We start from the raw sequence: 12,296 nt of genomic DNA, 5'->3' as shown, positions 1-12,296 counted from the left end.
TACAATGCCCGCTCTTCCGCGCCAAGCGAGTGGAAGGCGCCTGTCAGGCGCCACTGGCATGGACTGCGGACTGTGAACGAGCTGTTTCCCGCCTGCGCCGTAGCGATATCAGGCACGGCGGGCCGCTCGTCAGGTGATGCGTTCCGGCCCTCACGACCCACGGCCAGTCGAGGGCGCTTACGAACCGGGCTTCGTCCCGGTCCACGGTTCGGGGCCGTTCTTTTGCAGCAAGGCTGACATGGCAGGCATTCTGATCATTGCGCACGCTCCGTTCGCCACCGCGTTGCGCGATTGTATTTCGCACATCTACGGTGGCTTGCCGGCTCGCATCGGCGTGATCGATGTATCGCCGGATTGCGATCCCGCACAGCAGGTCGCGTTCGCGCATTCGGAAATCGAGCGGCTCAAGGAAGAAAACGGCGCACTCGTGCTCACCGACATGTTCGGCGCCACGCCGGCGAATATCGCCGGGCGGCTCGCTTCGGTGCCGAACGTCCGTGTGCTGTGTGGCGTCAATTTGCCGATGCTGGTGCGCGCGGTCTGTTATCGCGCGACGCCGCTCGACACGCTGGTCGACAAAGCGCTCGCTGGGGCCACCAAGGGCGTGCACGCAATCGGACCGGCCACGCCGGCGCCGGTTGCGCCGCCTGCGGGGTCCAGTGACTGTTTGCCCGCTTTGCCGCCAGAGGCCGCTGCCGCTGACTGTTTGCCCGCGTTGCCGGCTGAGGCCGACCTGACGCAGAAAGCCGGCTCGACCGGGTTGTAAGCGGATCTCACGGCTTTAAACGATTGCGATTGGGTCGCACCCAATCGCAGCCGGTTTGCAGTTTCACCTTTCACTACAACACTTACCCGCGCTTCGGACCATCACATGCTGCAACAGGAAACGACTATTGTGAACAAGCTGGGGCTGCACGCGCGCGCGTCGGCCAAGTTGACGCAACTCGCGGGCAACTACCAGGCGGAAATCTGGATGAGCCGCAATGGCCGCCGTATTAATGCCAAGAGCATCATGGGTGTGATGATGCTGGCCGCGGGTATAGGCAGCACGGTGCTGATCGAAACGGAAGGCACCGACGAAAAAGAAGCCATGGACGCATTGTTGAAACTGATTGCTGATAAATTCGGCGAAGGTCAGTGAATTCGCGCGTTATCGTTGCCTGAAGCAAAATGCCGCGACTGTCCGCGGCATTTTTTTTAGCGCGAGACAATCGCAGCTTGAGAGGCGCCTGCCCGCGGCGCGCAGGGGTTCGCGTTGCCAGAGCGCAAGCTCGTCGAAGGCGCAGTGTTGTGGTCGGTTACGGTATTTCGTGCTGCGCTGCACACAGACCTAACGTATCGACAACGGGCGCGGAATTTATAATGGCCAACAGAGTCTGAGAGCATTGCAGCGGTTTGCCGCGGCATCACACAACTAGAGGAGGTGCGCGTGTCCTTCACGCTGCATGGAATTCCCGTGTCACGCGGTATCGCCATCGGGCGGGCCTATCTGATCGCCCCGGCTGCACTTGACGTAGACCACTATTTGATCGAACCCGCCCAGATCGAGGGCGAGATCGAGCGCTTTCGCGTGGCCCAGCAACATGTGCATTACGAACTCGACACGTTGCGCGCCGATCTCGCGGCAGACGCGCCGAGCGAAATGGGTGCGTTCATCAACGTTCATTCAATGATCCTGAACGATGCAATGCTCGTGCAGGAAACCATCGACCTGATCCGTACGCGCCGTTACAACGTGGAGTGGGCGCTGACCGAACAGCTCGAGCGCCTGTCGCGCCATTTCGACGATATCGAAGACGAGTACCTGCGCGAGCGCAAAGCCGACATCGAACAGGTGGTGGAGCGCGTGCTGAAGGCGCTCGCCGGCGCTTCGGTGGCGCTGCTAGACAGCGTGCACGGTACCTGCGACGAGATGATTGTGGTCGCGCACGACATCGCGCCGGCCGACATGATGCAGTTCAAAACGCAAACGTTTCAGGGTTTCGTCACCGATCTCGGCGGACGGACTTCACATACGGCGATTGTCGCGCGCAGCCTCGGCATTCCGGCCGCGGTCGGCGTGCAGCATGCGAGTCAGTTGATCCGGCAAGACGACCTGATCATTGTCGACGGTGATCACGGCATCGTGATCGTCGATCCCGCACCGATCGTGCTGGAAGAATACTCGTACCGTCAGAGCGAAAAAGCGTTGGAGCAGCGCAAGCTGCAACGGCTGAAGTTTTCGCCCACGCAAACGCTCTGCGGCACACGCATCGAACTGTGCGCGAACATTGAGTTGCCGGAGGACGCGCGCGCCGCGGTCGATTCGGGGGCAACCGGGGTGGGCCTGTTCCGCACCGAGTTCCTGTTCATGAATCACAAGCACCACTTGCCGGAAGAGGAAGAGCAGTTTGCTGCCTACCGTCGCGCCGTCGAGTTGATGAACGGCTTGCCGGTGACGATCCGTACGATCGACGTCGGCGCCGATAAGCCGCTCGATTCGATGAGTGGTGGCGGCGACGGCTACGAAACCGCACCGAACCCCGCCTTGGGGCTCAGAGCGATTCGCTGGAGCCTCTCGGAACCGCAGATGTTCCTGACGCAACTGCGCGCGATTCTCCGTGCATCGGCGTTCGGCAAGGTGAAGATTCTGATTCCGATGCTGGCGCACGCGCAGGAGATCGATCAGACGCTCGATCTGATTCGCGAGGCCAAGCGGCAACTGGACGATGCCGGTATCGCCTACGATCCGAACGTGCAGGTCGGCGCGATGATCGAGATTCCGGCCGCCGCGATTGCGTTGCCGCTGTTTCTCAAGCGGCTGGATTTCCTGTCGATCGGCACGAACGATCTGATCCAGTACACGCTGGCGATCGATCGCGCGGATAACTCGGTCGCGCATCTGTACGATCCTCTGCATCCGGCGGTGCTGCATCTGATCGCCTTCACGCTGCGCGAGGCGAAGCGGGCGGGGGTGCCGGTGTCGGTGTGCGGCGAGATGGCGGGCGACCCGGCGTTGACGCGTCTGTTGCTCGGTATGGGCCTCACCGAGTTCTCGATGCACCCGAGCCAGTTGCTGGTGGTCAAGCAGGAAGTCCTGCGCTCGCATCTGAAGACGCTCGAGAAGCCGGTGGCCGACGTGCTGGCTTCGTTCGAACCGGAAGAGGTGCAGGCGGCGCTGAAGCGCGTGGTGTTGGCTTGAAACTGACAACCCGGATTGGTGGGTTCAAATGAAAAACGCCGCACATGTGTGCGGCGTTTTTCATTTGGCGTCTTGCTTGCGTGGGCTCACGGCTGATGCTGTTGCCCACATACCGGGCAATCCGGCTGACGCGCAATGCGCATCGTGTTCCATTCCATACGCAGCGAATCGAGCATCGTGAGACGGCCCACCAGCGGCGTGCCGATCTCGCCGATCACTTTCAGTGCTTCAGCCGCTTGCATCGAACCGATGATGCCGACCGTGGGCGCGAATACGCCCATGGTCGAGCACGCGACTTCCTCGAACGGTTGGTCCTCCGGGAACACGCACGCATAGCAGGGCGACGCTGCGTCCCGGAAATCGAAGGTGCTGATCTGGCCGTCGAAACGCAAGGCCGCGCCTGAGACCAGCGGCACACCATGCTTCACGCAGGCGCGGTTGATCGCGTGGCGCGTCGCGAAGTTATCCGTGCAATCGAGCACGACAGCGGCGTGCGGCACCTCGCGATCGAGCCATGCATCGTCGACCCGTTCGGCCACCGCGTTCACCACCACCTCAGGATTGATCTGGGCGATCGCGTCGCGCCCGGACTCCACCTTTTTGCGCCCGACCGACGCCGTCACATGCAAAATCTGCCGCTGCAGATTGGTCAGGTCGACCGTATCCGCATCGACCAGCGTCAGACGGCCGACGCCTGCCGCCGCCAGATACATCGCTGCCGGCGAACCCAGGCCGCCCGCGCCGACGATGATCGCGTGCGCGTCGATAAAGCGCTGCTGCGCCTCGATGCCGATTTCGTCGACGAGGATGTGGCGGGAATAGCGGAGGAGTTGATCGTCATTCATGGCGGGGCGCGTGGAGTGTCGCGCAATGAGATGCAGGACCGGTGGCCTGCCATGCGCGGTTTCGTTATTTTAATCGCGCGGGGGAGCGGGTGTTCTTGCTGGTGCCGGGTATTACAACTGTACTGCTCCGTGTCTTCGCAGCACGTCCGGCTGCGAAGACACGTTGGATTTGCTGCTTAGTTGCTTTGTGTAGCAGGCGCCGAGGCCGGGACCGATGCGCCCGGTACCGGTTGCGTCGGCTTCACCGCGACCGGCGCGGAGGCCGATGCTGCCGGCTTGTTCTGCGCCAGACGCCGCTCGGTCAGCGACTTCGATTCCTGCACCGGCTTGCCTTCCAGCTTGTTTAACGCCTGCGTCAGCATGAAGTCGTCGGTCGAACCGAACTCGACCGGCTTGCGCTCACGATCCTTCTGACGCTGTTCCGGCGTCTTCTTGTCGTTCTGCTCTTCAAGCTGGCGCAACTGGTCCATGCGTTCCTGTTCGCGCTGATCCGCTTCCTTCTTCTCGTTCGGATCCTGCGTGTTCGCAAGGTGGTTCGAGTAGTCGACTTCGCGAGTAACCAGTGCGTCGTCCGGATCGCCTTCTGAGTATTGATCGACCGCGATGTCAGGACGGATGCCCTTATTCTGGATCGAACGGCCGCTCGGCGTGTAGTAGTACGCCGTGGTCAGACGCAGTGCCGTTTCAGCTGTCATCGGACGGACGGTTTGCACCGAACCCTTGCCGAAGGTGGTCTTGCCGACGATCAGCGCACGATGCTGATCCTGCAGCGCGCCCGCGACGATCTCCGAAGCCGACGCCGAATAGGCGTTGGTCAGCACGATCATCGGCACAGTCTTGAAGATCGGCGCTTCGTCTTTCAGCGGATCGCTGTCGAACGATTGCAGGCGGTAGTTATCGTACGTGTCGCGATAGACCTGCTTCGAATCCGGAATCTGGCCGTTGGTGGACACCACCACCGAATTCGACGGCAGGAACGCGCCGGCAACACCGACCGCGCTTTGCAGCAGACCGCCGCCGTTATTGCGCAGGTCGAGCACGAGACCCTTCAGGTTCGGCTGTTGACGGGCGATGTCTTGCAGTTTCGCAGCCAGATCAGGCGTGGTGCGTTCCTGGAAGCTGGTGATGCGGACATACGCGTAGCCCGGCGCCAGAATCTTCATCTTGACCGACTGGACCTTGATGATCGCGCGCGTGACCGTGAGCGGGAACGTACGGTCGTCGGTCTTGCGGAAGATGGTCAGCGTGACCTTGGTGCCCGGATCGCCGCGCATCTGCTTGACGGCCTGGTCGAGCGTCATGCCGCGCACCGGCTTGTCATTGATGCGGGTGATCAGGTCGCCCGGACGGATGCCGGCGCGGAACGCGGGCGTGTCTTCAATCGGCGAGATCACCTTGATCAGGCCGTCTTCCGACGAAATTTCGATGCCGAGACCCGCGAAGCGACCCTTGGTCTGCTCCTGCAGTTCCTCGTAATCGGTCTTGTCGAGATACGACGAGTGCGGGTCGAGGCTCGACACCATGCCCTTGATCGCGGCGGTGAGGAGCTTTTTATCGTCCACCGGTTCGACGTACTCATGCTTGATTTGCCCGAAGACTTCGGCAAAGAGCCGGAGTTGGTCCAGCGGCAACGGTGCGACGGCGCTCGAGGCGGCGCCGGCGGGTTGCTGGGCCGAGGCGGAGAGTTGCAGGGTGGCAAATGCGCCGGTAGCAAGGCCCGCGGCAATCAGGCCGATATTTTTCAGGTTCTTTCGCATAGAGTCTGTTGCGGTCGGGAGCGCGTGGCAGCGTCGATAGAGATGGGGACGGACAAGTATAACTGCACACCCGCCCGGTCAGGGCGCAGCGCAGGCAATCGTGATTCGACAGCGCGGGCGGGCCCTGGTTCGTGAGTCGGAGGTCGCGAAGCCGAAGTAATGTGCGGTAACGGCAAGATGGCAGTGGGATGGCGCAATTGACAGCCGGCGGGACGCGTACGCCGGCAGGTCTTGCCGGTGGGGTGGCCCGTTTGCCGGGCCCCCGCTGCAGATTTCCACTACAGGCGGGGGGCGGCCGGCCGGCGGCCCCGGTTTAGCCCGCCTTGCCTTGCTTGGCCACAGCGGCCTGCGCCTTCGCAATCGCGTCCTGGTCGCCCAGATAGTAGTGCTTGATCGGTTTCAGGTTTTCGTCGAGTTCATAGACGAGCGGCACGCCATTCGGGATATTCAGGCCGACGATGTCGTCGTCCGAAATGTTGTCCAGGTACTTCACCATGGCGCGGATCGAGTTGCCGTGCGCGGCGATCACAATCTTGCGGCCTGACTTGATGGCCGGCGCAATCGACTCGTTCCACAACGGCAAAACGCGTGCGACGGTGTCTTTCAGGCACTCCGTGAGCGGCAATTGCTCGCGCGGCACCTTGGCGTAGCGCGGATCGTTGTAGGGTGCGCGTTCGTCCGACGGATCGAGCGCCGGCGGCGGCGTGTCGTAGCTGCGGCGCCAGACCAGCACCTGTTCGTCGCCGAATTTGGCGGCGGTTTCCGCCTTGTTCAGGCCCGACAGCGCGCCGTAGTGGCGCTCGTTCAGGCGCCACGAATGCACGACCGGCAGATACATCAGGTCCATCTGGTCCTGTACGTGCCACAGGGTGCGGATCGCGCGCTTGAGCACCGACGTGTAGGCGATATCGAACGAATAGCCCGATTCCTTCAGCAGCACGCCCGCTTGCTGCGCTTCACGATTGCCCTGTTCGGTGAGGTCGACGTCGACCCAGCCCGTGAAGCGGTTTTCCTTGTTCCACGTCGATTCGCCGTGGCGGATGAGAACGAATTTGTACATGAGATTGCCGGTCGGTAGTAAGGAAGCGGTAAAGCGTTGCGAGGGTCCTCTGGAGGAGCGCCGCCATCGCGTCAGACGGTTATTTTATAATGGCTCGATTGCCCTTTTCGATTTCTCTCTTTTTCGGCGGATTTTCCGTGAAGTTTTTCACTGATTACACAAACCTTGTACTGATCGCAATCGTCCTCATCTCCGGTGGGTTGCTGCTGTGGCCGACGATCAGCCGGCGTGGCCGCGGTGGCCTGTCGGCCGCTGAAGCCACCCAACTGATCAACCGGCGCAATGCGGCGGTCATCGATCTGCGTCCGTCCGCCGACTTTGCCAAGGGCCATCTGCCCGCGGCACGGCACCTTGAATTTGCAGAGTTGCAGGCGAAAGTCGCGCAACTCGTGAAGAACAAGAGCAACCCGGTGCTGCTGGTGTGCCAGACCGGCCAGCAGTCGAACAAGGCAGCGCGTATCGTGCAGGATGCGGGATACGCCGAAGTCCATGTTCTCGAAGGCGGTGTCGACGCCTGGCAGAAAGCCGGTATGCCGGTTGTGAAACAAGGAGCAGCCAAGTGAACAAAGTCATCATGTACAGCACCCAGGTGTGCCCGTATTGCCAGATGGCCGAACGTCTTTTAAAGTCGCGCGGCGTCGAGCACGTTGAAAAGGTACTGATCGACAAGGACCCGGCCCGTCGTGAAGAAATGATGACCCGGACCGGTCGCCGTACGGTGCCGCAGGTGTTCATCGGCGAGACGCATGTCGGCGGGTACGATGACCTGTCCGCGCTCGATCGCGCGGGCGGTTTGATGCCTCTGCTCGAACCTGCCTGAACGAAGTTGCCTGACGCATGCGCCGGCCGGCGCGTGAGTCAGGCGGGTGAAATACAAGTCGGTGCGTGCTGGCCCTTCAAGGACAACTTCGAGGGCCGGCGATGCGCCGCAACGATCTGGCGGCCCGAGGAGCCATGGGCCGCCGCCACGCATACCTATCAGGGAATCACTCAATCATGTCCGACGAGAATAACCAGCCGTTCTTCAACATCCAGCGCATCTACCTGAAGGACATGTCGCTCGAGCAGCCGAATTCGCCGGGCATCTTCCTCGAGCAGGAAATGCCGTCGGTCGAAGTCGAAGTCGACGTGAAGGCCGAGCGCCTCGCCGACACCGTGTTCGAAATCCTCGTGACGGGCACGGTCACGGCCAAGGTGTCGGACAAGGTTGCGTTCCTGATCGAAGCCAAGCAAGCCGGCATTTTCGACATCCGCAACATTCCGGCTGAGCAGATCGATCCGCTGGTCGGCATTGCCTGCCCGACGATCCTGTTCCCGTACCTGCGCTCGAACATCGCCGACGCGATCACCCGCGCAGGCTTCCCGCCGATCCACCTCGCCGAGATCAACTTCCAGGCGCTGTACGAGCAACGTCTCGCGCAAATGGGCGGCCAGGAAGGCGCGGCGCAAAACGGCGTCACGCATTAACGCGTTCGTTCGGTGCCGGCTATGAAGGTTGCTGTCCTCGGCGCCGGTGCATGGGGCACAGCCCTCGCCGGCCATCTGGCCGCACGGCACGACACGGTGCTGTGGGCGCGTGAACCCGCGCTCATCGCCGATCTCTCCGCTTCGCACGAAAACGCCCGCTATCTGGCGGGCGTTGCGTTGCCACCGTCCCTTCGCTATGAAGCCGATCTGAACGCAGCGCTCGACCACGCGCTCGCCGACGACGCGTTATGCGTCGTGGCGACGCCCGTCGCCGGTCTGCGGGGTCTGTTCCGGGCGATGCACGACGCGGGCAAAGTACCGGCGCATGTGGTGTGGCTGTGCAAAGGTTTCGAAGCCGACTCGCAGTTGTTGCCGCATCAGGTGGTCGCGGCTGAACTGCCGGGGCATGGCAGTAACGGTGTGCTGTCGGGCCCCAGTTTCGCGCGCGAAGTCGGGCAGGGCTTGCCGGTCGCGTTGACGATCGCGAGCACGTCATCGACATGCCGCGAGCGCACGGTTGCTGCGTTCCATCATGGCGCCATGCGCATCTATACCGGCGATGACATCGTTGGTGTGGAAGTGGGTGGCGCGGTGAAGAACGTGCTGGCGATTGCCACGGGTATTGCCGATGGCCTCGGCCTCGGTCTCAATGCACGCGCGGCGTTGATTACGCGTGGTCTCGCTGAAATGTCGCGCCTCGGCGTGACGCTCGGCGGGCGGGCGGAGACGTTCACCGGTTTGACCGGGCTGGGCGATCTGATCCTGACCGCCACGGGCGATCTTTCGCGCAATCGCACGGTCGGCGTGCAACTCGCCGCGGGCCGTACGCTCGACGATATCCTCGGCGGCCTCGGCCATGTGGCCGAAGGCGTGCGTTGTGCGCAAGCTGTGTTGGCAATCGCTCGCGCTCATGCGATCGAGATGCCGATCACGCAGGCGGTCTGTGCTGTGCTGTTCGACGGCGTAGCGCCCCGCGACGCCGTCAGCGCCTTGCTGCGGCGCGATTCGAAAGCAGAATAAGTCTTGTCTTTCAGCCGTTTAGCGCGAAAAGCGCTGAACGGCTGCCCACCATCGCTGTCCACGTTTTATCGACGCTTCGGACCAGCGAGGTTCTCATGCCCAGTTTTAACAATTGCACGCTAGAAGCGCGCGTGGTCGACATCACGACACTCGCCGTGGATGCGATCGTCAATGCCGCGAATACTTCGTTGCTAGGCGGGGGCGGTGTGGACGGCGCGATTCACCGCGCGGCCGGCAAGGAATTGCTGCGTGAGTGCGAAACGCTCGGCGGCTGCGCGACCGGCGATGCGAAAATCACCCGTGGTTACCAGTTACCGGCCAAACATGTGATCCATGCGGTCGGCCCGGTCTGGCAGGGCGGTGCGCGCGGCGAGGCGGACCTGCTTGCCTCGTGCTATCAGCGCTCGCTCGAAGTGGCGCATCAGGCGCATTGCAGGAGTATTGCGTTCCCCGCAATTAGTTGCGGTATCTACCATTTTCCCGCCAACGAAGCCGTGCGGATCGCCGTAGGCGCCGTGCTCGAAACTTTGCCCCGCACCCCGAAAATCGAGCATGTGGTGTTCGCCTGTTTCGACGGAGCCATGCTCACGCGCTACGAAACCGAATTGGAACGCCGTCAGGCGCCGCCGTCGAAGCCGGTCTGACGCCACGCTTCGAACACGACCACGGCGACCGTATTCGACAGATTCAGGCTGCGGTTGCCTGGTCGCATCGGCAGACGCACGCGTTGTTCATTGGCGAATTGATCGAGCACGGTGTCAGGCAGGCCGCGCGTTTCGGCACCGAAAACGAACCAGTCGCCGGATTGAAACGCATGCTCGTGAAACCGGCCCGAGCCACGGGTGGTGAAGGCGAACATCCGTGCCGGATCGGGCGCTTCCTTGGCGACGAACGCTGCCCAATCGGCATGCACGTTCATCTGCGCATACTCGTGATAGTCGAGACCGGCGCGGCGCAACTTGGCGTCGTCGAGTGGAAAGCCGAGCGGCTCGATCAGATGCAGCCGCGCGCCGGTGTTGGCGCACAGGCGGATAACGTTGCCGGTGTTCGGCGGGATTTCGGGTTCGACGAGAACGACATTGAACATGATGGCTTCAGGTAGAGACTAGTTTTTCGGCGTACGCAGCGCGACGAAGTTAGTGACGCGCCGCGCACCGGCCGCTTTGAGCGTGCGCGCCAGCGCTTCGAGTGTCGCGCCGGTCGTCATGACATCGTCGACGATACCGACATGCAGACCTTGCACCGGTTTGACGACTTTGAATGCTCGGCCCACGTTCAACCGGCGCGCGTCCAGGTCGAGCCGCGATTGTGGTGCGGTGTGGATCACACGATGCAGCAAGGTGGCGTCGCTGCGCACATTCAGCGCGCGGGCCAAGGGCCTCGCAATCTGCCAGGCCTGGTTGTAGCCGCGCTCAGTAAGACGTTTGTTGGCCAGCGGCACGGGCGCGAGCACATCGGGTTTTTCAGCCGCGTCCACCCATGAGTCCCCCGCGAGGCGCGCAAGGCGTTGCGCAAACTCGCGCGCCAGCATCAGCCGGGCGCGGAATTTCAGCCCGAGCGCCAAGGCGTCGAGCGGCTGGCGGTAATCGGCAAGAGCGAAGGTTGCCTCGAACGGCGGCGGCTCGCCGATGCAATCCGCACAGCGATATCGCGCGTGGCTCGCCCAGCGCGCTCCGGACAAAGGGACCGCGCACACCGTGCAGCGCAACCTGGCTTCGTTCCAATACGCCTCGTCACAACCGGCACACAGCGTCTTATGCGACAAATTGCCGCATAGTGCGCACAGGTTCGGCAACGCAGCGTGCATCACATGCGGCCACGCCGAATATAAGCCGCGCGTGAAGCGTGCAAAAAGTGCGTTCGAGCCGCCGGGAGACGAGGAATTTTTTCGGAGTGGCATGATTGGACCGCCCGCAAAGGCCTTTCACGCTGAATGGACGGAAGCGAACGAGTATACTTCGTGCTCTACGCCAGTACGACACCCATGCCCCCAACTACGTCTCAATCTGGCCGTCCGGCCTATGATTCCCGGCGCCTCCGGCAGATTTTCGACCGCCGTGCGGCGACCTTCGACCAGGTCGCGTTCCTGCCGCGCGAAATCGCGCAGCGCATGCGCGAACGCCTCGACTACATCAAGGTTACGCCGTCGAGCGTGCTCGACGCCGGTTGCGGTGCGGGCGAAGACATCCCCGCATTGCGCGAACGCTTCCCCGAGGCGCCGGTGTTCGGCACCGACATGTCGCACGGAATGCTCAGTCGCGCGCTGCGTCACGATTCCGGCGACACAAGCTGGCGGCGCTTTCTGCCGGCCACGCTCGGCAAGGCGCTCGGCGCCCGCGGTCCGCGTTTTGCGCAGGCCGACTTCTCGGCGCTGCCGTTCGCGGCCGGCGCCTTCGAATTCATCTGGTCCAATCTCGCTCTCCACTGGCACTCGCGGCCCGATCTCGTGTTTCCCGAGTGGCAACGCGTGCTGAAAGTGAACGGCCTGCTGATGTTCAGCACGCTCGGCCCCGATTCGCTGAAGGAATTACGCGGCGCCTACGCCGAGGTCGAGGCCGCGCATGGCGTTGCTTCGCGCAAGCATGTGATCGACTTTGTCGACATGCATGACCTCGGGGACATGCTGGTCGAAAGCGGCTTCGAGATTCCGGTGATGGACCAGGAAACACTCACCATTACATATAAGTCGCCCGAGTCGCTGCTCGCGGATGTGCGTCGCTGGGGCGCCTATCCGTTCGAGCGCGAGGCTACCGCGAACGCCGTCGCGCGTAGGCTGCACAAGGCTTTGCTGGCAGCGCTCGAGGCCCGCCGGCGCGCCGACGGCACGATCGCGCTGACCTTCGAAGTGATCTACGGCCACGCCTGGAAAGCCGTGCCGCGCACCACGGCCGAAGGGCATGGGATCGTGCGGCTCGAGGATATCGGACGAGGCTCGTCGAGGAATCGGTGAGGAATCAACGAAGCGG

14 protein-coding genes are annotated in these 12,296 nt (G+C 62.6%); 9 read left to right on the top strand and 5 right to left on the bottom strand.

What is annotated here, in order from left to right; genetic code table 11:
• Positions 1-238: 238 nt before the first annotated feature.
• From M0D67_RS08790 to ptsP, 3 genes are all read left to right on the top strand, one after another.
• Positions 239-766: a PTS sugar transporter subunit IIA gene (locus M0D67_RS08790; protein WP_154564616.1), complete on the top strand. Its 528-nt coding sequence runs from the start codon at positions 239-241 to the stop codon at positions 764-766.
• A 105-nt stretch (positions 767-871) separates the two neighbouring features.
• Complete coding sequence (locus M0D67_RS08785) at positions 872-1,141, top strand: HPr family phosphocarrier protein (RefSeq protein WP_054035732.1); 270 nt, start codon at positions 872-874, stop codon at positions 1,139-1,141.
• Between the two features lie 288 nt (positions 1,142-1,429).
• Positions 1,430-3,181, top strand: a complete 1,752-nt coding sequence (gene ptsP / locus M0D67_RS08780; RefSeq protein WP_168435872.1) for a phosphoenolpyruvate--protein phosphotransferase — start codon at positions 1,430-1,432, stop codon at positions 3,179-3,181.
• A gap of 86 nt (positions 3,182-3,267) precedes the next feature.
• Here ptsP and M0D67_RS08775 read toward each other — a convergent pair whose 3' ends face one another.
• From M0D67_RS08775 to gpmA, 3 genes are all read right to left on the bottom strand, one after another.
• Entirely contained in the window at positions 3,268-4,026 is a 759-nt protein-coding gene (locus M0D67_RS08775) for a molybdopterin-synthase adenylyltransferase MoeB (protein ID WP_154564614.1), read from the bottom strand.
• A gap of 176 nt (positions 4,027-4,202) precedes the next feature.
• Positions 4,203-5,783, bottom strand: coding sequence for a S41 family peptidase (locus M0D67_RS08770; RefSeq protein WP_171925157.1), 1,581 nt, complete (start codon positions 5,781-5,783; stop codon positions 4,203-4,205).
• A 313-nt stretch (positions 5,784-6,096) separates the two neighbouring features.
• Positions 6,097-6,843, bottom strand: coding sequence for a 2,3-diphosphoglycerate-dependent phosphoglycerate mutase (gene gpmA, locus M0D67_RS08765; RefSeq protein WP_266238566.1), 747 nt, complete (start codon positions 6,841-6,843; stop codon positions 6,097-6,099).
• 137 nt (positions 6,844-6,980) lie between these two features.
• Here gpmA and M0D67_RS08760 point away from each other — a divergent pair, with 137 nt between their 5' ends.
• The 5 genes from M0D67_RS08760 to M0D67_RS08740 all read left to right on the top strand — a co-directional run bounded on the left by M0D67_RS08760 (position 6,981) and on the right by M0D67_RS08740 (position 9,974).
• Positions 6,981-7,406 (top strand): rhodanese-like domain-containing protein, encoded by a 426-nt coding sequence (locus M0D67_RS08760; protein WP_054035864.1) that lies wholly within the window; start codon positions 6,981-6,983, stop codon positions 7,404-7,406.
• Entirely contained in the window at positions 7,403-7,663 is a 261-nt protein-coding gene (gene grxC, locus M0D67_RS08755) for a glutaredoxin 3 (protein ID WP_054035740.1), read from the top strand. Before M0D67_RS08760 ends, grxC begins: the two co-directional genes overlap by 4 nt.
• Positions 7,664-7,839: 176 nt before the next feature.
• Positions 7,840-8,310: a protein-export chaperone SecB gene (gene secB / locus M0D67_RS08750; RefSeq protein ID WP_054035743.1), complete on the top strand. Its 471-nt coding sequence runs from the start codon at positions 7,840-7,842 to the stop codon at positions 8,308-8,310.
• 21 nt (positions 8,311-8,331) lie between these two features.
• On the top strand, positions 8,332-9,330 hold the full coding sequence (locus tag M0D67_RS08745; protein WP_154564605.1) for an NAD(P)H-dependent glycerol-3-phosphate dehydrogenase: 999 nt from the start codon (positions 8,332-8,334) through the stop codon (positions 9,328-9,330).
• A 95-nt stretch (positions 9,331-9,425) separates the two neighbouring features.
• The gene (locus tag M0D67_RS08740) at positions 9,426-9,974 is read left to right on the top strand and encodes an O-acetyl-ADP-ribose deacetylase (protein WP_266238563.1); all 549 of its coding nucleotides are present in this window, start codon (positions 9,426-9,428) and stop codon (positions 9,972-9,974) included.
• Here the strand turns inward: M0D67_RS08740 and trmL are convergent.
• Together trmL and M0D67_RS08730 are read right to left on the bottom strand one after the other, a co-directional pair.
• Positions 9,947-10,417 (bottom strand): tRNA (uridine(34)/cytosine(34)/5-carboxymethylaminomethyluridine(34)-2'-O)-methyltransferase TrmL, encoded by a 471-nt coding sequence (gene trmL, locus M0D67_RS08735; RefSeq protein WP_154564601.1) that lies wholly within the window; start codon positions 10,415-10,417, stop codon positions 9,947-9,949. The two genes, M0D67_RS08740 and trmL, sit on opposite strands and share 28 nt — an antisense overlap.
• Before the next feature lie 18 nt (positions 10,418-10,435).
• On the bottom strand, positions 10,436-11,230 hold the full coding sequence (locus M0D67_RS08730) for a ComF family protein (RefSeq protein ID WP_154564599.1): 795 nt from the start codon (positions 11,228-11,230) through the stop codon (positions 10,436-10,438).
• 84 nt (positions 11,231-11,314) lie between these two features.
• Here M0D67_RS08730 and M0D67_RS08725 point away from each other — a divergent pair, with 84 nt between their 5' ends.
• Positions 11,315-12,280 (top strand): methyltransferase domain-containing protein, encoded by a 966-nt coding sequence (locus M0D67_RS08725; protein WP_154564597.1) that lies wholly within the window; start codon positions 11,315-11,317, stop codon positions 12,278-12,280.
• Positions 12,281-12,296: the final 16 nt, after the last annotated feature.

It is taken from the genome of Paraburkholderia sp. SECH4 (genome assembly GCF_030511745.1).
Taxonomy (GTDB): Bacteria; Pseudomonadota; Gammaproteobacteria; order Burkholderiales; family Burkholderiaceae; genus Paraburkholderia; species Paraburkholderia madseniana.
This window is presented reverse-complemented; position numbering and strand designations above follow the sequence as displayed.

Bases quoted from the DNA above. Each gene is read 5' to 3' on its own strand.
- M0D67_RS08790 (WP_154564616.1), top strand. From the start codon at position 239: ATGGCAGGCATTCTGATCATTGCGCACGCTCCGTTCGCCACCGCGTTG.
- M0D67_RS08785 (WP_054035732.1), top strand. From the start codon at position 872: ATGCTGCAACAGGAAACGACTATTGTGAACAAGCTGGGGCTGCACGCG.
- M0D67_RS08775 (WP_154564614.1), bottom strand. From the start codon at position 4,026: ATGAATGACGATCAACTCCTCCGCTATTCCCGCCACATCCTCGTCGAC.
- M0D67_RS08770 (WP_171925157.1), bottom strand. From the start codon at position 5,783: ATGCGAAAGAACCTGAAAAATATCGGCCTGATTGCCGCGGGCCTTGCT.
- gpmA (WP_266238566.1), bottom strand. From the start codon at position 6,843: ATGTACAAATTCGTTCTCATCCGCCACGGCGAATCGACGTGGAACAAG.
- secB (WP_054035743.1), top strand. From the start codon at position 7,840: ATGTCCGACGAGAATAACCAGCCGTTCTTCAACATCCAGCGCATCTAC.
- M0D67_RS08745 (WP_154564605.1), top strand. From the start codon at position 8,332: ATGAAGGTTGCTGTCCTCGGCGCCGGTGCATGGGGCACAGCCCTCGCC.
- M0D67_RS08740 (WP_266238563.1), top strand. From the start codon at position 9,426: ATGCCCAGTTTTAACAATTGCACGCTAGAAGCGCGCGTGGTCGACATC.
- trmL (WP_154564601.1), bottom strand. From the start codon at position 10,417: ATGTTCAATGTCGTTCTCGTCGAACCCGAAATCCCGCCGAACACCGGC.
- M0D67_RS08730 (WP_154564599.1), bottom strand. From the start codon at position 11,230: ATGCCACTCCGAAAAAATTCCTCGTCTCCCGGCGGCTCGAACGCACTT.
- M0D67_RS08725 (WP_154564597.1), top strand. From the start codon at position 11,315: ATGCCCCCAACTACGTCTCAATCTGGCCGTCCGGCCTATGATTCCCGG.